The organism is Neiella litorisoli (genome assembly GCF_014773395.1).
Lineage (GTDB): Bacteria > Pseudomonadota > Gammaproteobacteria > Enterobacterales > Neiellaceae > Neiella > Neiella litorisoli.
The window spans coordinates 30,480-54,793 of the sequence record NZ_JACXAF010000033.1; the positions used below are offsets into that span (position 1 = coordinate 30,480).

Below are 24,314 nucleotides of genomic sequence, written 5' to 3' on the forward strand. Positions count from 1 at the left end.
ACTTGCTTCTGTGAATAGATCAATGCAAAAGATAACTAAATATGCGAATTAAGCAGGTTGGAGTGAATAATTATTCGGCAGGTAATTTTTTAGTAGAATTTTACCGAGCGCTACAAACAAAAAACGCCCAATGGTTAGAGCCATTGAGCGTTTTGGAAGAGCGGGGACAATGGTTAGGCCGTGTAGCCGTCCGCGACCCCTTTAACGGTTACCGCTGATGCATCGTGAGCATGCAAGCTCTCGAGGTGATCAACCCGCAACCAGAAATCAGTGGCAGCAGCAAATTGGTTTAAGTGATGCTTTAAACGACGTGCAGCATCTTCGCAGAACATCAGGTTCTGGCCATTCAAACGAGCAAATTCCTGCTCATCTTCACGCTTCACTGCCGCTTGCACTGGCGTTTTCAAGGCATCTTCAATGCAATCGATGAGGCTGCAAATTGGCAGTTGCGCAGCATCATCCGTCAGTTTCACTTTGACCTGAGCGAGACTGCGTTGACTGTGCGGAGTGGCGACGATCCCTTGGGTTGAACCAAGCCATTGATGAACGGCGGCGGCATCAACATTGTCCAGATTGCCGAATCGGTCGCTGAAGGCCTGTTGGATCAACTGGCGAGCAAGGGCGGCTGAACAAGGGCACGTCGATGAATAAGGCACTGTGACTTGCAGTTCGATGTCAATGCCGGTTTCGCTCAAACGGCCTTCCACAGTAATTGGGTAGGCTTTCCAACCTTTCTTGCCACTGATCAAACTGGCGCGTTGCAAATGGTAGTCAAATGCAACGTGTACGCGGCCCTGATTGCTCAAATCATCATGGCTCTCGATAAAGTCGGTTAGCAGCTGGCGCAGGGTTGCAGTAGTGAGCGTCGATTCGTTGGATAGTTGCTCAAGCAGCAGGTACAAGCGCGACATATGAATGCCTTTGGCTTTTGGTTGGACCAAATTGACCATGGCTTCAACTTTCGCGGCAACCTGACGTGGTGCTTCTCCATCCGCCTGTACCATTAAAGGTACTTCGATTTGACTCATTCCGACCCAATCCAGTGTTCCTTCAAGACTGGCGTTTGTTTGGTGAGCAATGTCAGGCATTACTTTTGGCATTCAAGACTCCACTGAACCTATGGGCGGCTAGCCGCTCTAACGCAAAAAATCTTAATTGATTAAAAAAGGGCACACTTTATATCACGAACTGTGAGCGACTTCATGTGTTTTGCCATGCTAGTCTTATTTCGGCCTGTTTCCTGACAAGTTCTATCATGCTTGCTTGGGTATACTTTTTGTTTTTCTTTTTCTAGGACAACTGATGCCATTACTTGCCAATCGGGTGCTGGAACTGACCATGCGGTTAGGGGTCGTGCGTTTCGGCCTGCTCATCGCGGCATTCGAAATCTTGTTTTCCATGCTGGTTACTGTGGTGCTGCGAGGCATTGTCGTCGGCGAGCTGCACTGGATTGATTATTTAAGGCCAGTGTTATTCGGTTTGATTATTGCGCCCTGGTTGGCGTTGTTTTTCACTTATCTGATTAAACAGCTTGGTGAGTCCAGAGATAAACTGGCGCAGGCTCACCGCAAGCAGCAGGCACTGAATGCCGAGCTAAAACGCAAAGTCGATGAGCTTAACCGCGAGATTGACGAACGCCACAATGCCGAAGCGCAAAAGCAACAAGCGATTCGCTACTTACAGCGCGAGGTGGCTGAACGCCGGGAAACCCAAATCAAGTTGCGCGATAACGCAGTGCAGTTACGCAGCTTGATCGATAGCTCGCCGGATTTGATTTATTACCGAAATAAAGAAGGGGTTTATTCCGGCTGTAACGTCGCCTACGAAAAGTTGGTCGATATGAAAGAGGCCGATTTGATTGGCCTGACGCCGCAAGATGTATACGAAGAGCAAATTGCCGAGCAAGTGCGCCTTACCGATGACAAAGTGCTGAATGACAACGAATCGTTGACCTATGAGCAATGGATGACTTATCCCGATGGTCATAAGGCGTTGTTTGAGTTCCGCAAAGTGCCTTTTGAAGATGCCAGAGGGAATCTGCAAGGTTTATTTGGTTTTGGCCGCGACATTACTGAACGCAAACATGCAGCCAACGCCTTGGAGAAGGCGGCTCGCGATAAAACCACCTTTATCTCAACCATCTCCCACGAACTTAGAACGCCGCTCAACGGCATTGTTGGCTTAAGCCGGATTATGCGTGACTCCGAACTGACCGAAGAGCAGCATGATTTTATCAATACCATTTATCTCAGCGCCGTCACCTTGGGCAACATCTTTAATGACATTATCGATCTCGACAAGTTGGAACGTCAGCAGCTCGAAGTTGCACCTGTGCCGATTCATTTGCCTGAGTTAATTGCCGATATTCGTGCTCTGGCCAGCCTAATGTGCCGGGATAAAAAACTCACCTTCGATTATCAGCAACAGGGTGACTTGCCTTCGGTTGTTGAAGTTGATGGTACCCGCTTGCGTCAGGTGCTTTGGAATTTGCTCGGTAATGCCATTAAGTTCACTGCCAAGGGGCAGGTGGCGCTGGGCATTACGATTCGCCCAGCGAAACATGGCCATGTCGATATTGATTTTTCCGTATTAGATACCGGCGTGGGCATTGCGGCAGAAGAGCTCGATAAGATTTTTGCAATGTACTATCAGGTTTCCGATCAGGGCAAAACCAAAGCCGTGGGTACCGGTATTGGTTTATCGGTGTCGCAGCGACTGACTCAAGCCATGGGCGGAGAGATCCGAGTGTCGAGCGAAGTTGGCAAGGGCTCACGTTTTACCGTTAGCTTGAATTTACCTGTGTTAACCGAAGATCAGTTACCGGGCGCTGAAGCGATCGAATTGCCAGCGCTGCATGCTTTGTTGGTTGAAGACATTGAGCTCAATGTGGTGGTGGCTCGCTCGGTACTGGAGAATTTAGGTTGCACCGTTGATGTGGCGATGAATGGTACCGATGCCCTGCGCATGGCGCGCGAAGGCGACTATGACGTGCTGTTCCTCGATATTCAGCTCCCTGATATGACCGGCTTTGATATCGCCGAAGAGTTAATGAATGATCCCAATCAGCGCTTGCGCGAGACTCCGCGCATTGCGCTGACCGCCAATGTCATTCGCGATAAGCAGGAATACATCAAGCGCGGGATGCAAGATGCTGTGAGCAAACCAATTGATGTGGGGTTACTCACCTTAGCCTTGGGCAAAGCCTTTAATTGCATTGAAGAGCCAGCAAAACAAGAGGTCAATGTGCTGGAGCCTGTCGGTCATCACGATGAACAAGCGCTTGAGCTTGATTTCGTTAACCAGATGCATGACACCTTGGGCTCTGAGCTATTCCTCAAAAGTGCCGATATGTTTGCTCAGCTGATGCCAGACTATGTTGAGTCAATGCGCAATCAATTACTCGCTGGTGATGACAAAGCGGTGGCGGAAGTTGCGCACAAAGTGAAAGGTGCAGCAGGCTCTGTTGGACTGCGACGGGTACAAAAAATTGCGGCACAAGCGCAAGATCTGGAGCACCCAGCATGGCAGCAGAATATTGATGACTGGGTTGAAGGCATGGCCAGCTATTACCCCAACGACATTGACGAATTGCGCCAACACCTTAAAGCCATGGATCAGTAGGCTCTATTGAGTGGTTTAAGCACATAAATAACCACCGATGAACCGGTGGTTATTCAGTCAAATTGTGTTTAAGGTCGCTGGGTTAGGGCTAACTTTGGACTTGTACTTAAAAAGCTAACCCTTATGGTCTGGAGTACTTTCCAAGCAAGTCCTCGGAGGGGGAAGCATATCATTCATCATGCTGGAAAGATTCGACTCTTACGTCTGCTTCCTTTTCCCAAAGCTCATCGATTTTGCGATTTGGCGTGTCTAAGCTCTTCAATTACCAGAGCGGGCGGCACTTTTTGCATCCCTTTGGGCCTTGTTAAGTCTATTTCTCCGGCCATACTTGCTGGCCTATTTGTTTGAATTTGTTTATTGATAAAGCTCCGCGCTTATTACGAGCCTTTGAGCCGGGCGCTAGTAATGCTGCTTCCACCTCTGGACGAATGGCTTCCCACATTTCTGTAACGTCGAAGGACTCATTCATTAGAACCAATAATACAGAATCCCATTCATGCTCTAGCTTGATAGAGCCGAGCCTTTGGCCTGCCTTAGGATTATCAGATAGACAGCGACCTTTAATTTGTATTTTTCGGTTATCGGCGCCTAAAGCGTCATAGCCAGCTTTGCGAGCCTCTGCCAATTCGAGTCTTAGCAACTTTGCTGCACTGAATTCGGCAACCTCTCCGGTGATGCCTAGCGGTTTCCCTGTGAGCTTCTTATATCTCGCAGCAAGATCTTTGGCCGCAAAAAGTATTTCTTCGATTTCCTTTTCCATTTGGATTCCTTTTGAGTCGTTGTCACTGCGAATCCGCACTAAGCCTGCACTTCGCAATTCAGCTTCTCAATGATTCATTCTTGCTTTTTCCAGCAAGAACAAGAAGGTAGGAGTGTTTCAATTCTAACCTGATGATTTATATGTTTTAAATATAAAAAAGGCCGCTCGATTACTTGAGCAGCCATACTTTCTTTTAACAGCCACCGACCAAGCGGTGGCGTTTGCTTTCAACGGGAACTAGTTGGTGCTTACTCAAGCTCACCGGTAAAACGGTAACCTTCACCATGAATGGTTGAGATGATTTCAGCCGATGATGGTTCTGATTCAAAGTGCTTGCGAATGCGACGAATGGTGACATCAACGGTGCGGTCATTCGGGCGCAGTTCACGGCCTGTCATACGCATCAGCAAATCGCCGCGAGATAAGATTTTACCCGGATGTTGGATAAACATTTCCAGTGCTCGGTATTCACTGCGCGGCAATTTATAAGAATCGCCACTAGGTGAGTTCAAGCTACGGCTGTTGACATCCAAACGCCAACCGTTGAAACGATATTCCGACACATCGTCATCTGATTCAGGCTTGTCATCAGACATGGTCCGAGTCAGCAGATTGCGAGCGCGAATAGTCAATTCACGTGGGTTGAACGGTTTGGTGATGTAATCGTCGGCACCAATTTCTAAACCCAGAATCTTGTCGACTTCGTTGTCACGGCCAGTAAGGAAGATCAGCGCAATGTCTTTTTCTTCACGCAGTTCACGGGCCAGCAGCAAGCCGTTTTTACCCGGCAGGTTAATGTCCATGATGACCAGATCAACATCTTTATTTGCCAGCAGCTTTTGATGCATTTCTTCACCATCACTCGCTTCCTCCACTTGGTAGCCTTCCGCTTCAAACAAGTGGCGTAATGTTGTGCGAGTAACTGTTTCGTCTTCTACGATGAGAATGCTTGGAGTTTCCATATTGATACCTAGCTTATTTTATTCGTGTGGAGCCTTGTGCGGCCAATCTGTCATCTTGGAGTCATGAAGATCGGTAAAGGTTCCATAACTAGTGTGGTGAGTCGTGTTGATCCTAAATTGGATTTAACACATGGCTCGTTGATTTTATTCAAGATTAGACGAGTTATGTTGTCTTGCATGGGGAAATGTTAAAAAAACTCTGGCACACCGTTGGTTTGCTGTTGTTGTTGCAGCCAAAGTGGACATTTGACGTTACAAGTTAGAATGTCGAATGATCGAAAAAAAATTAAAAAAATCTGGATGATGATGTGAAAACAACGTGGCAATTATATTCTGAGACCGTGTTTTACCTGCTGCAGTGTCTGCCCGAGCAAGTAACGGGCTTTATTATTACCGCCCATAACCCGAACGGCGTGTTATCGCCAGCGCCGGCCAATCAACTGGCTGATAACTTGCTCTTGGCCGAATTAGAAAAGCGCGCAATGCGCTTTCGCCGCATTATTGGCTGTTCGCCTGATTTCCGCCATCAAGAGGCTGGTTGGTTTGTGTTCGCTTCGTTGTCAGAAGGGAGTGAGCTGGCCGCGCAGTTTCAGCAAAACGCTATTTACTGGGTTGAGCAGGGCCTGCTGAGTTTACACCCTTGTTTGCTGACCCAGCATCCGGTCACCGCGTTAGGTCCGTTTCGCAATCGCCTGTTATTAGCCAGCTAAGTCCTTAAGCGAGCAGCTTGTAGTACATCGCAAGGTACTTGTCGGTTGCCTCTTGCCATGAGAATCGTGTCGCCATGGCATTTTGCTGAATCGTACGGAAATGCTCTGGCTCGTCACGATAGAGCTGTTCAGCTTTTTCTAGCGCCCAGTACATGCCTTCACCATTGGGATCGATAAAGGTGATGCCGTTGGCATTGCTTTCGTTGCCTTGGGTATAACCAACCACGGTATCTTTCAGTCCACCCACTTCCCGAGCAATCGGCAATGAGCCGTAGGCGAGGCTGAACATCTGAGTCAGGCCGCAAGGTTCGAAAATTGACGGCATCAAAAAGAAGTCAGCACCAGCTTGAGCTTGATGGCTGAGGGCGTCGCTGTAGCCAACAAACAAGCCCATTCGGTTGGGGTGCTTGCTCGCTAAGCGTTGCAGTGCTTCGGTGATCCCTTGCTCGCCGCTGCCAACAATCGCCACTTGTGCCTCAGAACTTTCCAGAAAACGCTCTAATGCTGGCACCAGCAGGCTGAAGCCTTTTTGATCGGTGAACCGACTGACCATGGCAAACAACGGCGTATCGGCATCTTCGGGGAGCCCCATCTTGCGTTGTAGCTCTAATTTACAGGCCACTTTACCGCTCAAATCAGCCGCGCTATATGGCTTGATCAGGTGCGGATCGGTTTCACTATTCCATTCGCCATAATCACAGCCATTGAGGATCCCAGTGAGGGCATCTTGGCGGCGCTGGAAAATGTGCGACATGTAATGGCCGCCTAGTGGTGACAGCAGTTCTTTGGCATACGATGGGCTGACCGCGTTAATCGCATCGGCATACAACACGCCACACTTGAGGAAGTTAATCATGTTGTAGCTGTCGTACATGCCTTCCTCAGTGAAATGAGAAAAGGTATGGGCAAAATGAATGGTATTGAGGTCAAAGTTGCCTTGGTAAGCACCGTTATGAATGGTCAGTACGGAGCGGGTATTGGCGAAAAACAGGTTGTCTTTGAGCACTGATTTGAGAAAAAACGGCGCCAATGCGGTGTGCCAGTCGTTACAGTGCAGAATGTCCGGTTGGAAGTTGAGCATTTGCGCGGCTTGCAGCGCAGCTAGAGAGAAAAAAGCAAAGCGCTCGCCATTATCACCGTAGGCATGGTGACCGTCATCGTAGGGGCGGTCACGGTCAAAATAGCTGGGGAAGTCGATGGCGTAGACCGGCACACCAAACGGCGACAGCTCATGAACATGGTAAACATAGTGAGTTGAGCCCAGTTGCATAGTCATTTGCACGGGCGCTTCCTGCCCAGGGTGGAGCATAGCTTTGACTTGCGGATAACAAGGGATCATGATTGCGACATCGACATCCTTGTTTTGCAACTCAATGGGTAGTACCCGAGCTACATCGGCAAGACCGCCAGTTTTAATTAATCCATCTACTTCACTTGCCAGAAACAGTACGCGCATTGCTGCCTCACTACGAAATACGTTAAATCTGTTTGAGTTTCGCTTTTATCCGATTAATGCAAGCGAGCCGATTAACATGAGGGTTACGAACTGCTAGCACTAGAGAAACATCGCCGAGCTTAACAGGATCTGCTTTGATATACGACAAACTTGCTGGTCTCTGATCGCCTGTTGGTGCTGGTAAAGGCTTTTTCCAACAAATCTGGGTATTGCAAAAAGCGGTTGGCAACCAACAGCAGCTGACCTTTGGATACCAGCAATTGTGGTGCTTTAGCGATGAGATCTTCGGTGACTTGGTAGTGAGTTTTGACGCCCTGATGGAAAGGCGGGTTGGTCACTATGGCTGTTAATTGGCGCTGGCTGATGTCATTAACGCCGGTCACCGGATAAACCATCGCGCTGAGTTGATTGGCGGCTAATGTCAGCTCAGTGGCGAGCAACGCAAAAGCGTTGACGTCAACGGCATAGACCTGACGTTGCGAGTTTTGTTTTGCCATTACCGTAGAAACAACGCCACAACCGCAGCCAAAATCCAAGGTTTTTGAGCCCAACTCATCATTGACTTCGGCAATCAGCAATTCAGTCCCCGCATCTAGGTGATTGGCACTGAACACCCCTGGCAGGGTAACCAGTTCAATGACATGGTCGCGCCACTCAATGGCAAATTGTTTTTGGTAACTCGATAGCGGTTTGCTGGCCGGTTTGTTGGCCAGGGATGCCAGCGGTAATGCGTACAGACTGCAATGTCTTGCCGCATCGAGCTTGTTACTGCGCAGGCCAATTTTCTTCGCCACGGCAGCGGCACTTTTGATGCCTTCTTTGTTGCCGCCAACGCAATAAATTACGGCGCTGTCATGGCAACATTGAAGGAGTTGTTCAAGTAACAGGGTGGCGAGCGGTTTTTCCTTCGGCCAGTAGAGGATAACCGCGTCAAACTGCCCCCAATGTTCGGGCACTTCGGTGCCAAAGTGGCAGTGGCTTTCAGGAAGCTGCTGGCAATGTTGCTGATGATAGCCAAAGTGGTAACTGAAGCTGTGACTGGTGGCGCCGACGGTGTCGAGCGCGGCGCTGAGTTGATCGCCGGGATTGTTAACGATCAGGCACTTTACATTTTGAAAAACAGAAAGATTTCGTTCCAGCACTTGGCTGGCATCGATAAGTGAAAAAGACATGAAAACGCTCCGGCTGAAACCGGAGCGGATTGTAGCAGATTAGGCCGCTTGCCGTCTTTGCGCTTTCAGTTGCTCACGCCATTGGCGTTTTAATTGCTCTTTGATGTATTCCGGGCGAGCCGCTTTAAAATAGCGGATGTCATCATCAGTCAATTCATTGACAGGTAGGCGCAGGTTATTGCTGGTAATAAATTGACGGGCGCTGGCAGCAATGACGTAGCGTTGCAATCCTTCTTGCAGCAATTCATTACTTTCCACGGGCTGTAAAATTGATGCGTTAGAGAGACGCTGCACGGCCTCTTGTTCCGTCGGTAAAACCAGCGATGACTTACGCTGTAAAAAGAATTCGCGCAAGATGGCGCGCTCTTCGTTATCAAACGCAAGCGCTTTGGCACGAGCCAATGCTTGATTGTGATTCCAATGCCAGCGTTCGCTGATTGCTTGCCAGATTAACGAAATTGCTTGTACTGCGAAGTAACTGAGCACGCCTAAATACACTAACGACACCCCGGCACCATAGGTTGCCATCAGGCCGGCTAGATTGAGTTTGACCAGCATAGGCTCGGGAATAAACAACAGGATCGCGCTAATGACAAAGGCAACTAGCAATGCGCGGTGAATGCTACCGCGGCTAATAGAAGACTCGTAACTCAAAGCTTTCATAGGACATTCGCCATTCAATTGACAATATGTCCAAGCAAAAGCAAAGAGCGTGCCTGTTTTAGCGGTTAGTTTCGGTTAAATGGTTCGAGCTGCAGACTGTTGCCCTGATAGAACACTTTACTTGGGCCGTAGTCCCGAGAGGTTGATAGCGCCCACTGATCGCCCAAGGCGAATTCGAGGCGACTAAAGGCATGTTTGCTGACCACCACCTCAACCGCTTCATTGACACGCGACAGCTTGCTTTGGGCCACCTGAACGTCAAATTCTCTGGCTTCGACTTGCTGCTTTTGGTCTTTGAAAAAGCTTTGACACATTTCCAGCTGTACCTGCAATTCTGCGCTTTGTTGCTGATCTTTAATGTGCGCCATTTCTTTGGCTAGCTCGGCGAGGGCTTCTTGCTCGTCAGCGAGTTGTTGTCGCGCGTACTCTAATTCGTTGAGAGCCACTTGATATTGGTTGGATAGATCGATCACGGTTGGAACGCCGGCTGGCGCACCAAGTTCGCCACAATAAAGGCCTTTGCCGACCAAAGTGCGACCACCGAGCAGGGTGCCTTCCGGTGGATCCTGCAGGCCAATATGAGCGCTGTCGCTACAGTCTAAATGGCAATGCAGGGCTTGTTTTTTAACATGAATATTTTTGCCTGCCTCAATCAGGACATTTTGTGCCATCGCGGCGACAACATCGCCCTTTGCTCGGATTTGACAGTTGTACTGATGATCACTAGAAATATGGCCATAGGCACCACCTTCAATGGTGACATCACCTTCTGCTTCAATGATACAGCCTTCAACGCTGCCCATAACCAGCACATCACCGCCGACGGTAATACGCATGCTCTCGGCGACGTTGTGTTTAACCACCACACTACCGCGATACTCGATATGACCGGAGCGATTGTCGACGGCTTCGACTTCCAGCGTATCGACCACTTTCATGCCAGTCTCGGTTAGCACCGGAATGCCGAGCCGGTTCGCCACCAACATGTTTTCATCGCCGTCTTTTAGTTCTGAACCTTCGTCGGCTTTCAATTCGATTTGTTGCACCGGAGGGGCAGGTAAAATGGCGCCGGTAACAGAAATACCATCTTTACCCAAAATAGCAGGGACTCTGCGCATTAGCGGCGCGCCTGCATCAACGGAAATAATCGCGCCAAAATCTCTGGGATCAACGTTACCTGCTCCTGTTGCCTGCGGTCGCAGTACCCGATCTTTTAGCGTTGGTGTCAGCTGCTCTAAACGGCCATCTTTGCCGTAAACAGGCAAGGTGGCTTTGGCGATGGTGCAGCGAATTTTGCGAGCACTTTTGCCCTGAGGTTTGGAGTGCTGACTGAGAATATCGACCGCTTTGGGATTAAGGCCATGCTTAATCCCTGCTTTGGCAATAACTCGGACCACATCTTCGTGGCTGAGACCTTTGCCGCCTGCGGCTGGTTTGAGTTCGGCAACGGCTGACAGACCACCGCCTTCAATTTCAATTGTTAGTTCAGCATCGGCGGATTGGCCTATGATGACTACGGCAGGATCATTGTGTGTTTGCTGTGCTTTGGAAAGCAATTGATACAGATGAGCAGGCTCGAATAAGCACGAGGCGTACTTGGATTTACCGAGAGTAACGATGACTTCATCTAAGTTGGCTTGCTGCAACCGAGACAGTTGCATATGCAACTCAATGTTGTTGGTCTCTGTGTTACGGAGCAGCTTATCGTTCGACACGGTGAAAGAATTCCTATTATCGTCACAGCACTAGGCATATTGTCAGCGAAAATCTGCTTTAGCAAGAATTGGATATGTTTGTTAGTGACTTGGGTCATAATGCTGAAAATAAATTACATATGGATATAAAGATATGAAGGTACTTGTCGTCGGAGCCTTTGGCACCATAGGCCGGAAATTAGTGCCTGAGCTGATTGATGCTGGCCATCAAGTCAGCGTTTCCTCGCGCGATCCGAACAAGCCACTACCGTGGCCAGAATTACCCTGTCGCCGTTTCACCATCAATCTGCTCGAGCCGCAATCGATTGCTGGCGCATTAGCGGACATTGAACTGATTTACTACCTGATGCACGGCATGTCCGATGGCGAACATCACAGTGAACGAGAGGTAGCGGCAGCACAAAATTTAATTAACGCGGCGCAACAGGCCGAGGTTCAGCGCATTATTTATATGGGCAGCTTGGTATCTAGCCAACCGTCTTCTGAGCACATGCAAGCGCGAGTGGCGACCGGTCAGGTTCTGGCTTCGGCCAGCGTGCCGATCACTGAAGTGCGAGCCGGTATCGTAATTGCCCCCGGCTCTGCTGCGTTTGAGGTGATGCGCGACATGGTTGGCCATTTGCCGCTCGTTCTAACGCCGCCATCAATCGCCACTCAAGTGCCGCCTATCGCGATTCAAGACTTAATCGTTTACTTAACGAAACTGGCTGAATTGCCAGAATCTGCCGGTAAATGTTACGACGCGGCAGGCCCCGAATGGTTTAGTTACAGCGAGATGATGCAACGCGTGGCGCGATGCTTGGGACGACGCTGCAAAGTGATTGCGATACCTGGATTGCCGATTTGGATGGCCGCCTCAGTGCTGGGCATCGTCACCTCTGTGCCCAAGTCGCTCGCACGAGCCTTGATTGCTGGTTTGGGTGAGAAACTGGAAGCCAATCCCGCTTCTTTAAGAGCGCTCATTCCGCAGCAGCTAACGCCGCTAGAGGAAGCGGTGGCGCAAGTGCTGAAAGACGAGCAAGTTGCCCATTATCCCGACCAGTGGCAAAACGGCGTGCCGACGTTTCGTAATTTCTCGCCATTGCATGGCTTTTATGCCAAAAACGCCAATCATTCGATTGAGATTGATGCTAGTCCCGAGTCGGTTTGGCAGGTGATTAACTTACTCGGCGGCAAGCATCGGTATTTTTATTTCGATATGTTGTGGGCGATACGTGAATGGATGGATTGGGCGCTCGGCGGCCCCGGACGGAATCATGGCCGCACCGATGCAAGCAAGTTGACGGTGGGTGAGCGGGTTGATTCGTGGCGCATTTTGTCGGTACAGGAAAATCGTCGCTTGGTAATGAAATTTGGTATGAAAGCACCGGGTGGTGGTGGCATGCAGTTGAGCATCACTCCGCTGGCTAATGGCCGTTCGCGCTTGACCATTGAGTTGTTGTGGCATCCGGCTGGTTTTTGGGGGCTCGCTTATTGGTATTTTTATGCGCCGTGGCATCAGTTGTTATTGAATGGCATGACGCGCCGAATGGCGCAGTTGGCGCTGCGGGTGGAAGCCGGCGAGTCTGCTGAATTATTGGATTAATGCACTCTGGCGGCACGATGGTATAGTGGCGGCCAGATTCACCAATTATTACTGAAACCAATTATAAAAAAGGGACTGGAGCATGGGGTTAGTTAAGACCGCACTAAAAATCGATGCAAAACTTGGCGAGTGTCCGCGCTGGGATGAAGTGACCCAAACCTTGTACTGGGTCGACATTGATAACTTCCGGCTTAATCAGTTTGATCCGGCCACAGGCCTCAATACAGTGTTGCAACTCGATGAAGAAATTGGCTGCTTCGCGCTGGCAAAATCGGGTGGTTTTGTGGCGGCGCTGCGGTCGGGCTTTGTCACGATTGCCAGCATGGAAGGTGGCATCGAAGCCATCACTGACCCTGAAGCAGACAAACCATGGCAACGTTTTAATGATGGTCGTTGTGATGCCGCGGGGCGTTTTATCGCCGGCACCCTGAACCCGAATAAAGATGATTACAGCGGTCATTTTTACAGCCTTGAAGGCACTCAGGCCAAGCGTTTGATTGGCAACAACTGGACGTCTAACGGTCTTGCATTCAGCCCAGATAATCGCACTTTGTATTATTCAGATACGCCGCGCCATACGGTGTTTGCCAGTGATTATGACTTGGCCAGCGGAGAGGTCAGCAATGAGCGGATCTTTGCTGAATTCCCGAAAGGCTGGGGGCGGCCAGATGGCGCTGCTGTTGATAGTGAAGGCAACTATTGGTCGGCGTTGTATGGCGGTGGTCGGGTGGTGCAGATTAATCCCCAAGGGCAGATCATCAACACCATTACCGTACCTGCGCAAAACCCAACCATGCTCGCCTTCGGTGGCCCAGATCTAAAGACCTTATACATTACAACCACCAAAGCTGGCTCAGCAGAAGAAGCCGAACAATACCCGTTGTCCGGCTCTATTTTTGCTGTCGATGTTGAGGTTGCTGGCTTAGTTGAGCCTCGCTTCGGTGCTTGAGTCTCAGGCGCCAGCCGCTTCGGAGGTTGGCCCCAGATGGTAGTTAACTACCGCTGATGTCAGGCGCTGTTTCAGCGCCTGTTTTCGTTCAACCGGGGCAAAACTTGCGTTAATGGCATTGCTTGTCAGTTGCAACCATTGTGTTTCGGTTAGATTCAAGGCGCGCTGAACGGCCAGCATATTCGCGGTCATGTAGCCGCCGAAGTAAGCTGGATCATCACTGTTGATGGTGACGCAGAGGCCTTTCTCAAGCAGCATTTTCAAATTGTGCTGACGCAGATCGGAGTAGACCCCCAACCGTACATTTGACAGTGGGCATACCGTTAACGGTACTTGGTACTGTTTCAGGTAGGTCATCAGCTTGCTGTCATCACTGCAGCGCACACCATGGTCGATTCGGCGTACATGCTGTTCGCGGATCGCTTCCCAGATGTAACTTGCCGGCCCTTCCTCGCCTGCATGGGCGACTCGGTGCCAGCCATAATCGTCGGCAATATTGAACGCCTTGCGGAATCGGCCCGGCGGATTGCCTTGCTCACTGGAGTCCAGCCCGATGGCAATGATTTTGTGTTGCCATGGTTTGGCTTTAATTAGCGCGTCAATACCATCGACTTCGGGTAAATGTCGCAGTAGTGACAAGATTAACCCGCTGCTTGCGCCAAATTTATGGCGAGCATCCTCCATCGCGCCGGTGAGCCCTTCCATCATGGTGTTCATCGATACGCCACGGCACAGGTGTGCCTGCGGATCAAACATGATCTCGTAGTGGAGTACATGTTCTTGATCGCAGCGGGTGAAGTAAGCCATTGCCAGATCGTAGAAGTCCTGACTGGTTTTCAGCACCGATGTGCCTTGATAGTAGAGGTCGAGAAACGATTGCAAGTTGTCAAACTGGTAGGCACGGCGAAGCGTCTGCGGATCGGGGTACGGCAGCTTGATACCATTGCGCTCGGCAAGGGAGAACATCATTTCAGGTTCGAGTGTGCCTTCAATATGAAGGTGCAGTTCTACCTTGGGCAACTGAGCCAGAAATTGTTCCATTTGATCACTAGTCATATCGGTCATATAGCCCAAGTATCGCCAATCCCGAGCAATGATCAATGGAGGTAGGTCAATAAATAGTCGGCAAAAACGAAAAAGGCTCGTAACCCAATGGGCTACGAGCCTTTAAAATTTGGTGCAGAAGGGGAGACTTGAACTCCCACGTCCTAACGGACACTAGCACCTGAAGCTAGCGCGTCTACCAATTCCGCCACTCCTGCATGTTACGCTCTTCAGCGCGGCGCGAATATTACTTGATTTGTAGAACCGCAAGCAAGCACTTTTTGCACAAATGTGGCAGAAAAATCTGTTTATCCGGTTTTGCTGAAATGCGGTAAAGTGGCTAGTGTTTGTCATTTAAGCTGGTGGATAAATATATGAAGCGGACACTTTCGGCCTGTTTATTAATGCTGCACGCGCCTGGGTTTGCGTCCAGTTGGGAGTTGGTCAACCCGCCGTTAACGTCACCATTTTATGTTGGCGGCGGGGTTGGTTACGGCCAGGTTGATGCCGACCATGTCGACCAAGAATGGCAAGCCAACTGGCAGGTCTATGCAGGTTACCGTTTTGATACGGTCTGGGCGATTGAACTGGCATCGGGCCGCTACGCCGATGTCGACGGGGTCAAAGACAACCTGCCTAGCGTCGCCATTGATCACAACTACAATGTTTCACTAAGTCTGCTTGGTTTTGCTTATTATTCAGATTTTTCAGCCTTTTATCGGCTTGGCTTGCAATATGATGATTATGACAAGAGCAAGATCCAGCAGCAGGCTGATGATCGATGCGCTCAATGGGGGGAGGATCTGTTCCGATGTGCCGGAGGGGACAGTCAAGTGAGCTATTTGCTTGGCTTAGGCGCAGAGTTTCCGCTCACAGATGCGCTGGTGACTCGTCTGGAGTGGATTAGCCAACTGGGTGGCAGTGATTTCAATCAGCACCAAGCAGTTGCCAGCTTGATGCTGAAGTTCTGATCACGGTTTGCTTATACCGGTACGCAGGATTTCAGTGCAGTTGCCAGTGCCGCCATGACATCGGAGCGACTGACTACGCCGATCACCCGATCATCTTCAACCACCGGATAAATTTTTGGCTTGGCTTTGACCATTTGCTGGGCCAGATCGACCAATCCCATATCCGGAGACACTGACAGCGGCTCATTACTCATCACATCTTCAACTTTTAATGTGGTGTCGCAGAAGTATGACGCGCTGATCAGCATACGAATACAGTCTTGCTCTGACACAAAACCTTTGAGCTGATTTCTGGCATTGACCACAGGTGTACCGGTAATGCCGAATTCGCGTAACAAATCCACAGTGTTAGTGAGTGGTGAGCCCACCTCAATGTGAGGGTATTGCTTTTGCATGATGTCGCGAACTTGATGTTTATGAGGCATAGTTTTATCTCCCTGAGCCATATGAACTCAGTATGCGCATCATTTTAAAAAACAGCCAATCGATTTAGCGAAAGCAATACATAGGCCACATCTATTAGAGCCAATAAACCTTTTGTTTGTTGTGGTTAATTGGTGCTAATCGTGCTGACTATTAAGCATTTTCCACCACTTGTAGCGATGGTGCTGGTGCATAGCTCTGATTGGGAACGCGGCGACGGGAAATAAACAGCGAACTGGTGCTGCTGCGTTTCGCTTGTTTTTTGGCATCGGCAGCCAATGCGGCTATTTCATGATGCGAATGGCAGCCGATTAAATCCGGTTGCACTGCGCCAATTGCCAACCCAAGTAGAGGGAAAAACTGCTCGTTACCGCTTCGTGTGCGGGCATAGATGCCGCCGCGCTCGACATCCGCTTGCTCATAGTAATGACTGATCCGAGCATCAAAATCTTGCAGAATGAGTTCGCAACGTTGTTGCCAGTTGTCGCTCGTCATGATGGCAACAAAGTCATCACCACCGACATGGCCAACGAAGTTGCCCGGGCCCGCGGCGTGATTCTTCAACAACTCAGCGACCAGTTGGATCACCATGTCGCCGCGGCCATAGCCATAGACATCGTTGTAAGGTTTGAAGTGATTCAGATCGAGATAGGCGAAGGTGAACGCTTTTGGCTTATGCAGCAAGCGCTCGACTTCTCGATAAATGGGAACGTTGCCGGGTAGCAGAGTCAACGGATTGGCGTAGCGGGCGCTTTGCAGTCGCGATTCGGTGATCCTTCGCAGCAAGCTGCGCACCGAGCCAAGGCCTTTGTAATCACCGTTGTCGGTAATAATAAAGTGAGTGCGAACATCAAAGCTCTCTTCGTCGGTGACGGTACGGCTGACAATTTCTAGTGGCGTGTCGCTTTCAACTACGACGGGGTTGAGTTGCATGACTTGAGAAATGGGTCGGCGTTCGTTAAGGGCGCGGCCATAGGGCGTTGAAAATAACTCCAGTAATGCGGCTCGTTGAACCAAGCCAACCGGCATCTTGCCTTCTGTAACAGCGACTGACAGCAAACTTGGGTCACGGAGCAAACGGTCAACGACCTGACCAACCGGCACATCGTGGGATACCGCTTGCGCTGGGCAGAGTAGCTGACTGGCGGTGTCATTGAGGTTTTGTAGTGAGGTACTTCGCTCATTGCGAATTTTGTAGACGCCAACTGGCTCCAAGCCGATCTCTGGTTGTGGGTGACCAAGTAGGTAACCCTGACCATAATCGATGCCGAGCTCTTGCACCTGAATCAGTTCTTCGTCCGTTTCAATGCCTTCGGCAACGACTTTTGAGCCTGTGGTTTGGGCCAGCGACACAATACTGCGAACAAATTCTTTTTTCAGTGGGTCGGAGTGAATTTGGCTGACAAAATAGCGGTCAATTTTGATGATATCGGGGCGTAGTTCGGACCATAATTTCAACCCAGAAAAACCGGCGCCAAGATCATCAATGGCAATCAAAAAGCCCAGCTTGCGATAGTGCTCGACTGCCTGCCGCAGGGTTTTTGGGCAATCGACCCGATGCTGCTCTGACAGCTCGATCACCACTTGTTCGGGGCGCAAGCCAAACTGTTCCAGCAACTCTAAGGTGCGACCTTTGGGGTGATCTTCGGATAACAGGGTCACCGGGCTGACGTTAATAAAGAGCAGCGCCTGAGTATCAAATTCGATAAACCGGCGAATCGCACACAGGCGACACAGCAAATCGAGCTTGGATAACCGTTGGGTTTGCTGGGCGACTTCAAACAGGTTTGCAGGCGAGTGCAGAGGGCTGTCCGATGGGCCGCGGCTCAATGCTTCATAACCAATGACCGAACCGCGCTGCAGGTGCACCAGAGGCTGATACAAAGAGGTAATTTTTTGTTCGGCGATAACGCTGGTTAATTCGTCATACAGCGGGTGACGTTGGCTCATGGCACTGGCTCTTGTTCATCATAAAAGGCGCAACATGACAGCAAACTATGACAGTTTGATTACTCGAATCAGTTTTCAATTTTAATTATTCCAATAACTTGTTTAACCTCAATTGTCTCTGACTGCAGTCGATGCGGGACGTGCCAGTAGTGGTGACAAACGAATATGTAATATTTTGTAATTATCAATGAGATGTGGTTGCTATGCCGACTTATCTTTGTAGACTCGCATAATTGATAAGCTGGTCGTTCGAGCTGGCAAAATTACTACTTAGGACAATTACTATGATCCAACCGGACAAATTTCATCCTGCTGTGAAAGCGATGCACGGCTTAATGGCCGTCGCTATGATTGCCGCCATTGCCATTATTCTTTATGCGGATCAGATGCCGCGTGGTCCTGAAAAATTTGAACTGTATTTTTGGCACAAGTCGTTGGGCTTGTTGCTTGCTGGGTTGATTATCGTCCGCGTCATTGTGGTGAAGAAATTCGGTAAACCAGCCCCTTTGGGTAGCGACATGCAAAAAACCATGGCGCAATGGGGCCATCACCTGTTGTATTTAGCCATGGTGTTGATGCCATTGAGTGGTTTAACCATGTCTTATTCGGGAGGCCATAGCATTCCATTCTTCGGTCTGTTTGAAATTCCCGGAGCGGCGGAAAAGTTAGAAACCCTTGGCGGCATTGCCCACGAAGTGCATGAGATAGCTGGCAACTTGCTGATTATTGCAATCGTGCTTCATGTGTTAGCAGCATTGCATCATCAATTTATTCTCAAAGATGGCACGTTGAGCCGTATGTTTGGCCGTTAAGATTAGCGCGCAATAAAAAAGCTGGCTTTTGCCAGCTTTTTTATTGCGCGAATCTAGTGACTACTTGAAGTAGGGGCTATGAAAGTTATGCAAGCTTTTCATGTACTGGACTCGATCGTGGGCAGTACTGTCGGCTTGGCGCTGCTCACTTAGCAAGCCGATTAAGCTCGGAATGTCCTCACATTCGTGATGTTCCATCCAGTCCTTCAAACCGCGATTGAGCGTGGTGATGTAATCAATACCATTGCGGATCAAGCAAGAAGCAACCTGTACCGCATTGGCTCCAGATAGCAGGTATTGCAGGACTTGCTCGGCATGTTCCACACCACTGTTGCCAATGATCGAGCCGTTCATTTTGCCGTGTAGCAAGGATGCCCAATGAATGCCCCAAGCGCTGTCTTCTTTGTGCGATAAGTGCACGTGACGAGACAACTCCATGCCATCGGTATCGACCTGTGGCAGGTATAACCGGTTGAACATGACCAAGCCATCAATACCTGTCGAATCAAGCACCATCGCCAAGTAGCCTGGGGAGCTGAGTGTTGGCATGAGTTTCATTGCCATTGGGCGCTGACAAATAGCGCGCATTTCGGTGGCAATTTCGACTAACTCGTCTTCAATATCGCGGCCGCTGCGCATTAAATTAATTGGCAAATGATAGGGGTTGTATTCGACCGCGTGCGCGCCGGCTTCCATCACCGCCATGGTCATTTGGCTGAGGTGATCGAGGTTGGTACCGTTGAGGCTGGCAATAATCGGAATATTGAGATCGCTGGCTTGTTCAACCAAACGCAAATAGCTATCGCGATCGACCCGGTATTGAGAATCAGGCTCACCATTGTTGATGTGAGATTCTTCGAATAGCGAAAACAACACCACGGCACCGGCGCCAGCCTCTTGCATGGCTTCGATATTTTCTATTTTTGCAGATAACGGACAAGCGGCAACCACGATAGGGCTGGCGATCGAAAAGCCAAGATATTGGCTCGACAGCGGGTTCACAATCATTCAGCACAACCTTTGTTTTCAGGTAATTACATGTTGAGCATAGCGTGAAATAAACAAAAAACATGTGGCTGTGATTTGATTATTTACGACTCGCTTCGGTGGCGCACGCCATGCTCATTTATTATGGCTTTGATGTTGACCTTAACGGATCTAGGTTCGAGATTGAAGATAGCTACTGTAATCTGGAACTGTGGTTGCGTATTCCTCGTTAAGCAGCGGTGATTCCATCAGAAAATCTGCCGATGCCGAGTTACACGCCACCGGAATATTCCAAACGGCAGCTAAACGCAGTAATGCCTTTACATCTGGGTCGTGTGGCACGGCGTCGAGTGGATCCCAAAAGAAAATCATCATGTCGACTTTGCCTTCGGCGATTTGAGCTCCGAGCTGCTGATCACCACCCATCGGACCACTCAGCATACAGGTCACATCAATACCTGTGGCTTTCGCCACTAAGGTGCCTGTGGTGCCTGTTCCGAACAGTTGGTGATTAGCTAATTGGTCCTTTCGGGTGCTCACCCACTCCAGCAAAGCCGCTTTCATGTGGTCGTGGGCAACCAAAGCGATGCGTTTGCGAGCGGGGATAATGCGGGTTGTTTTGTCCATATTTTTAGCGCGTCATAGTTGTGGATCTGGCGTTGAGACTACCGTTAGGTTGAACGCTTCGCAATCGCTTTTTCAATGCTTCACGCTTAACTATTGATTAGTGATAAGCTTGCCGCAGTTTATTGAAGAGGAACATCATCGTGAGCGCCATTGATCAGGTAACTGGCTACTGGAAAACATTTTTCGCTGAGCAGCTTGAACAAGATTACATGAAGGCTTTGAGTCAGTTTCTGCGAGAGCAAAAGCAGCAAGGTCAGGTTATCTATCCCGCTAGTGAAAATATTTTCAAAGCGTTTGAGTGGACCCCGCTAGAGCAAGTCAAAGTGGTGATTATTGGCCAAGATCCGTATCACGGCCCCGGTCAGGCCCATGGCTTGTCGTTTTCAGTACCAGCTGGTGTTGATCAGCCGCCGTCACTCAAAAATATTTTCAAAGAGCTGAATCGAGATCTCGGCATCGGTGCGCCAAATCATGGGTGTTTGGAAGCTTGGGCCAAACGAGGAGTGCTGCTACTCAATAGTGTCTTGACGGTGCCCGATGGCGATGCCGGTGGCCATCAGAAAAAGGGCTGGGAGCAATTTACCAATGCCGCACTGCAGGCCATTAATGATCGCTGCAAGCACGTTGTGTTCTTGAGCTGGGGACGTTTTGCTCACGGCGTCTGCGAGCAAATTGATGTTACTAAGCACGCGGTAATTAAAACCTCGCATCCAAGTCCGTTGGGTGCTAACCGAGCCGGTAAAGATTTTGCCTCGTTTGTTGGTTCAGGTTGCTTTTCTCAAGCAAATCGGTGGCTTATGGAACAAAAAATTGCGCCGGTGAATTGGCAGATCGATTGACATTAGCCGTTATTGACGTAATTTTATGCAAACTTGAGCTGGCTCATTCAGCATACTGACTACCCTAAATATAATAACCACCAGACCTACAACTCATCGTCGTGGCGTGTCTGCGCGTTGAAGCCAATGATTGGCGGGAGAGAAATGCATGATCTTAGATATCATTCACAAGGAGCACGTCAACATGACGATGCTGCTGAAGTTCCTCAATGCAAAACTGGAAGACCTGCGGCAAGAGAAAGATATTCGCTACGATCTAATTAAAGATATTGTTGAATATCTCCATGAATATGCCGACAAACATCACCACCCCTGCGAAGACATCATCTACAACTACTACCTAGAGCAGAAAAAAGGCGAAAAGGTAGCCGATGGTGTTCACAAGTTGGCTGAGCAGCACATCAAGATTTCAGCGTTAACTGAGCAGCTATGCTCTATGACTGAGATGATTCTGATGGACGCAGTGGTGCCACAACAGCAGTACATTGATGTACTGGCTGAGTTTCTCGAAGTCCAGACCAACCACCTTAATTACGAAGAAGACCACATTCTGCCAGCATTGCGTGATGAGCTGACCGACAGCGATTGGCAAGCAATCCTCGCCTTGTTGCCGTATGAAGGCATTGAAGATGTGGATTCGCTGAAAGAATTGGCGCGCAAATCGGATCCGCTGTTTGGCGATAACGTCAAAGAGCGATACCAGTCATTGCGAGACAACCTTGGTGCCTAATCGGAAACAATAAAAAACCCCGCGAAGCGGGGTTTTTTATTACAGCTCTATATCACCAGTGCCGAAGTCGCCGGCCCAATCAAGCTCTTGTAGTTCTTTCTTTAAGCGGTATTTTTCTTTGAGAGATTCGATTTCGCGCCATTTGCGCTTATTGCGAGTGGTGCGGCCAGGTTTGTCGTAAGAGTTGTCTGAGTAACCAAATTCCAATCGTTCCATCGTGCAGTCCCCAAATAATGCTTAAAACTGTAGCGAGGTCACCGTAAAGTGACAGTGTCGTGATATCACAGCAGGATGAAAATTAAACGACAATTGTTGCGTTTATGTGACGATGCTCATTCGCAGTTAAAAGGGGTGAGATCAAGGACTAAATTTAATAATATGCGACCCTCTCTGCTATCTTTTTTCAGCACCGTTGCAAGGGAGCAATGGTTGCAGAACAGAAGAATCAGTTTTTAAAGGGCATATCGTCACTTTCTATCTATAACTATTTGGTGAGGGCAGGTCGAATGGCTTGCTCAATCGGTGTGTCTTGCTAGCTCAGAAGCTCTAATTAGAGGAGAACCCATGCTTAAGTCAATCAACCCAAGTCAAACACAGGCTTGGTCAGAACTCGGCCAACACGCCGAGGCCATGAGAGCCACCACCATTAAAGCCTTGTTCGATGGCGACGCTGACCGCTTCAACAAATATTCTTTGCAGTTTGAAGATATTTTGTTTGATTACTCAAAAAACCTGATTAATGACGAAACCTTAAGCAAGCTGTTAGCTTTGGCTGAACAAACTGAGCTGAAACAAGCAATTGCAGCGATGTTTGCCGGTGACAAAATCAACGCCACTGAAAACCGTGCGGTATTGCACACTGCGCTGCGCAACCGCAGCAACACCGAAGTGCTCGTTGATGGCGAGAACGTCATGCCATTGGTGAATGCCGAACTGGCAAAAATGAAAGCCTTCTGTGAAAAAGTGCATTCTGGCGCTTGGACAGGTTACACCGGCAAAGCCATCACTGATGTGGTAAACATTGGTATTGGTGGCTCCGATCTTGGCCCTGTGATGGTCACTGAGTCGCTCAAATCAAGCTGGGACAAAGGCATTACCCCGCACTTTGTGTCGAACGTCGATGGCACTCACATCGTCGAAATCCTCAAAAGCGTTGACCCAGAAACAACGTTATTCCTGATTGCATCAAAAACCTTCACCACCCAAGAAACCATGACCAATGCCCATAGCGCTCGCGATTGGTTCATCAATGCGGCGGGCGATCAAGCCCATGTTGCGAAGCACTTTGCCGCGCTGTCGACCAACAAAGATGCGGTGGTTGAGTTTGGTATTGATGCCGCCAACATGTTCGAATTCTGGGATTGGGTTGGTGGTCGTTACAGCTTGTGGAGTGCGATTGGTTTGTCTATCGCTCTGACCATTGGCTACGACCGTTTTGAAGAAATTTTGCAAGGTGCCCATGAAGTTGATTTGCACTTGCAACAAGCTGATTTTAGCGAAAACGTGCCGGTACTGATGGCCTTACTGGGTATTTGGTATGGCAACTTCTTTGATGCCGATTCCGAAGCGATTCTGCCATACGACCAATACATGCATCGTTTTGCCGCTTACTTCCAGCAAGGCAACATGGAAAGTAATGGTAAGTACGTGACTCGCGATGGCGATGTGGTGAACTACCAGACTGGCCCAATCATTTGGGGCGAGCCTGGCACTAATGGCCAGCATGCGTTCTACCAGTTGATTCACCAAGGTACTAAGCTGATCCCGTGTGATTTCCTTGCACCTGCTAACAGCAAGAACCCAATTGGCGATCATCACCCGAAACTATTGGCCAACTTCTTTGCTCAAACTGAAGCATTGGCATTTGGTAAAACCAAAGAGCAAGTTGAAGCTGAGTTTGCCGCTGCCGGTAAATCTGCCGCCGACGTGGCTGATCTAGTGCCACACAAGGTCTTTGAAGGTAACCGCCCAACCAACTCGATTCTGTTTAAAGAAATGACCCCAGCCACTTTGGGTCGTTTGATTGCGCTGTATGAACACAAGATCTTTGTTCAGGGCGTGATTTGGAATATCTACAGCTTCGATCAGTGGGGCGTTGAGCTCGGCAAACAACTGGCGAGCCAAATTCTGCCTGAGTTAGATGGTGCTGAAACCATTAGCAGCCACGATAGTTCAACCAATGGTCTGATCAACACTTACAAGGCTTGGCGTAAGTAAGTTCGGTGGACATGGAAAGGGCCGCTACAGCCTGTCTTTCATACACAAATCCCTCGATGCAGATCGGGGGATTTTTTTTGAACTCATATTGCTTTTGCTGATCACAATAATTCACTCTATG

General features: G+C 49.3%; 22 protein-coding genes and 1 tRNA gene. 9 read left to right on the forward strand and 14 right to left on the reverse strand.

All coding sequences use genetic code 11. The features are described 5' to 3' along the window. Positions 1-173: 173 nt before the first annotated feature. A complete protein-coding gene (gene folE2 / locus IC617_RS17735; RefSeq protein WP_191146326.1) occupies positions 174-1,100 on the reverse strand; it encodes a GTP cyclohydrolase FolE2 in 927 nt (308 codons plus the stop codon). 202 nt (positions 1,101-1,302) lie between these two features. On the opposite strand from folE2, the gene arcB reads away from it, so the two are divergent. After that, positions 1,303-3,621: an aerobic respiration two-component sensor histidine kinase ArcB gene (gene arcB / locus IC617_RS17740; RefSeq protein ID WP_191146327.1), complete on the forward strand. Its 2,319-nt coding sequence runs from the start codon at positions 1,303-1,305 to the stop codon at positions 3,619-3,621. Between the two features lie 310 nt (positions 3,622-3,931). Here arcB and IC617_RS17745 read toward each other — a convergent pair whose 3' ends face one another. Next, entirely contained in the window at positions 3,932-4,381 is a 450-nt protein-coding gene (locus tag IC617_RS17745; RefSeq protein WP_191146328.1) for a DUF6998 domain-containing protein, read from the reverse strand. A 248-nt stretch (positions 4,382-4,629) separates the two neighbouring features. Continuing rightward, a complete protein-coding gene (gene arcA / locus IC617_RS17750; RefSeq protein ID WP_191146329.1) occupies positions 4,630-5,343 on the reverse strand; it encodes a two-component system response regulator ArcA in 714 nt (237 codons plus the stop codon). A 308-nt stretch (positions 5,344-5,651) separates the two neighbouring features. Between arcA and IC617_RS17755 the strand changes: the two genes are divergently transcribed. Beyond that, entirely contained in the window at positions 5,652-6,053 is a 402-nt protein-coding gene (locus tag IC617_RS17755; RefSeq protein WP_191146330.1) for a DUF3293 domain-containing protein, read from the forward strand. A gap of 4 nt (positions 6,054-6,057) precedes the next feature. On the opposite strand, the gene glgA is transcribed toward IC617_RS17755, so the two are convergent. The 4 genes from glgA to IC617_RS17775 form a co-directional block, all read right to left on the reverse strand. Next, positions 6,058-7,509 carry a glycogen synthase GlgA gene (glgA, locus tag IC617_RS17760; protein ID WP_224746110.1) on the reverse strand — a complete coding sequence of 484 codons (1,452 nt, stop codon included), beginning with the start codon at positions 7,507-7,509 and terminating at the stop codon, positions 6,058-6,060. Between the two features lie 119 nt (positions 7,510-7,628). Continuing rightward, positions 7,629-8,681, reverse strand: a complete 1,053-nt coding sequence (locus tag IC617_RS17765) for a methyltransferase (RefSeq protein WP_191146331.1) — start codon at positions 8,679-8,681, stop codon at positions 7,629-7,631. A 39-nt stretch (positions 8,682-8,720) separates the two neighbouring features. Then, the gene (locus tag IC617_RS17770; protein ID WP_191146332.1) at positions 8,721-9,344 is read right to left on the reverse strand and encodes a super-infection exclusion protein B; all 624 of its coding nucleotides are present in this window, start codon (positions 9,342-9,344) and stop codon (positions 8,721-8,723) included. A 65-nt stretch (positions 9,345-9,409) separates the two neighbouring features. Then, positions 9,410-11,059: a FapA family protein gene (locus IC617_RS17775; RefSeq protein WP_191146333.1), complete on the reverse strand. Its 1,650-nt coding sequence runs from the start codon at positions 11,057-11,059 to the stop codon at positions 9,410-9,412. A 133-nt stretch (positions 11,060-11,192) separates the two neighbouring features. Here IC617_RS17775 and IC617_RS17780 point away from each other — a divergent pair, with 133 nt between their 5' ends. After that, positions 11,193-12,644, forward strand: a complete 1,452-nt coding sequence (locus tag IC617_RS17780) for a DUF2867 domain-containing protein (RefSeq protein WP_191146334.1) — start codon at positions 11,193-11,195, stop codon at positions 12,642-12,644. Positions 12,645-12,726: 82 nt separating this feature from the next. Continuing rightward, on the forward strand, positions 12,727-13,593 hold the full coding sequence (locus IC617_RS17785) for an SMP-30/gluconolactonase/LRE family protein (RefSeq protein WP_191146335.1): 867 nt from the start codon (positions 12,727-12,729) through the stop codon (positions 13,591-13,593). A 3-nt stretch (positions 13,594-13,596) separates the two neighbouring features. Here IC617_RS17785 and IC617_RS17790 read toward each other — a convergent pair whose 3' ends face one another. Both IC617_RS17790 and IC617_RS17795 read right to left on the reverse strand, forming a co-directional pair. Then, positions 13,597-14,649: an adenosine deaminase gene (locus IC617_RS17790; protein WP_224746111.1), complete on the reverse strand. Its 1,053-nt coding sequence runs from the start codon at positions 14,647-14,649 to the stop codon at positions 13,597-13,599. Positions 14,650-14,768: 119 nt separating this feature from the next. Further along, positions 14,769-14,855 (reverse strand) — tRNA-Leu (locus IC617_RS17795). A 156-nt stretch (positions 14,856-15,011) separates the two neighbouring features. Here IC617_RS17795 and IC617_RS17800 point away from each other — a divergent pair. After that, on the forward strand, positions 15,012-15,608 hold the full coding sequence (locus tag IC617_RS17800) for an outer membrane beta-barrel protein (protein ID WP_191146336.1): 597 nt from the start codon (positions 15,012-15,014) through the stop codon (positions 15,606-15,608). Positions 15,609-15,619: 11 nt separating this feature from the next. Here the strand turns inward: IC617_RS17800 and IC617_RS17805 are convergent, their stop codons facing one another. After that, a complete protein-coding gene (locus IC617_RS17805) occupies positions 15,620-16,033 on the reverse strand; it encodes a CBS domain-containing protein (RefSeq protein WP_191146337.1) in 414 nt (137 codons plus the stop codon). Positions 16,034-16,184: 151 nt separating this feature from the next. Then, entirely contained in the window at positions 16,185-17,981 is a 1,797-nt protein-coding gene (locus IC617_RS17810) for a GGDEF domain-containing protein (RefSeq protein ID WP_191146338.1), read from the reverse strand. 284 nt (positions 17,982-18,265) lie between these two features. Between IC617_RS17810 and IC617_RS17815 the strand changes: the two genes are divergently transcribed. Further along, positions 18,266-18,793, forward strand: a complete 528-nt coding sequence (locus tag IC617_RS17815) for a cytochrome b (protein WP_191146339.1) — start codon at positions 18,266-18,268, stop codon at positions 18,791-18,793. A gap of 60 nt (positions 18,794-18,853) precedes the next feature. Here IC617_RS17815 and IC617_RS17820 read toward each other — a convergent pair whose 3' ends face one another. Further along, a complete protein-coding gene (locus IC617_RS17820) occupies positions 18,854-19,801 on the reverse strand; it encodes a beta/alpha barrel domain-containing protein (protein WP_191146340.1) in 948 nt (315 codons plus the stop codon). 150 nt (positions 19,802-19,951) lie between these two features. After that, complete coding sequence (locus IC617_RS17825; protein ID WP_191146341.1) at positions 19,952-20,407, reverse strand: methylglyoxal synthase; 456 nt, start codon at positions 20,405-20,407, stop codon at positions 19,952-19,954. 140 nt (positions 20,408-20,547) lie between these two features. Between IC617_RS17825 and ung the strand changes: the two genes are divergently transcribed. Both ung and IC617_RS17835 read left to right on the forward strand, forming a co-directional pair. After that, complete coding sequence (gene ung / locus IC617_RS17830; protein WP_369410432.1) at positions 20,548-21,246, forward strand: uracil-DNA glycosylase; 699 nt, start codon at positions 20,548-20,550, stop codon at positions 21,244-21,246. 148 nt (positions 21,247-21,394) lie between these two features. Next, the gene (locus tag IC617_RS17835; RefSeq protein WP_191146342.1) at positions 21,395-21,976 is read left to right on the forward strand and encodes a hemerythrin domain-containing protein; all 582 of its coding nucleotides are present in this window, start codon (positions 21,395-21,397) and stop codon (positions 21,974-21,976) included. 39 nt (positions 21,977-22,015) lie between these two features. On the opposite strand, the gene IC617_RS17840 is transcribed toward IC617_RS17835, so the two are convergent. Further along, entirely contained in the window at positions 22,016-22,192 is a 177-nt protein-coding gene (locus tag IC617_RS17840) for a DUF3545 family protein (RefSeq protein ID WP_191146343.1), read from the reverse strand. Between the two features lie 348 nt (positions 22,193-22,540). Here IC617_RS17840 and pgi point away from each other — a divergent pair, with 348 nt between their 5' ends. Continuing rightward, a complete protein-coding gene (pgi, locus tag IC617_RS17845; protein WP_191146344.1) occupies positions 22,541-24,193 on the forward strand; it encodes a glucose-6-phosphate isomerase in 1,653 nt (550 codons plus the stop codon). The last annotated feature ends 121 nt before the right edge of the window (positions 24,194-24,314 follow it).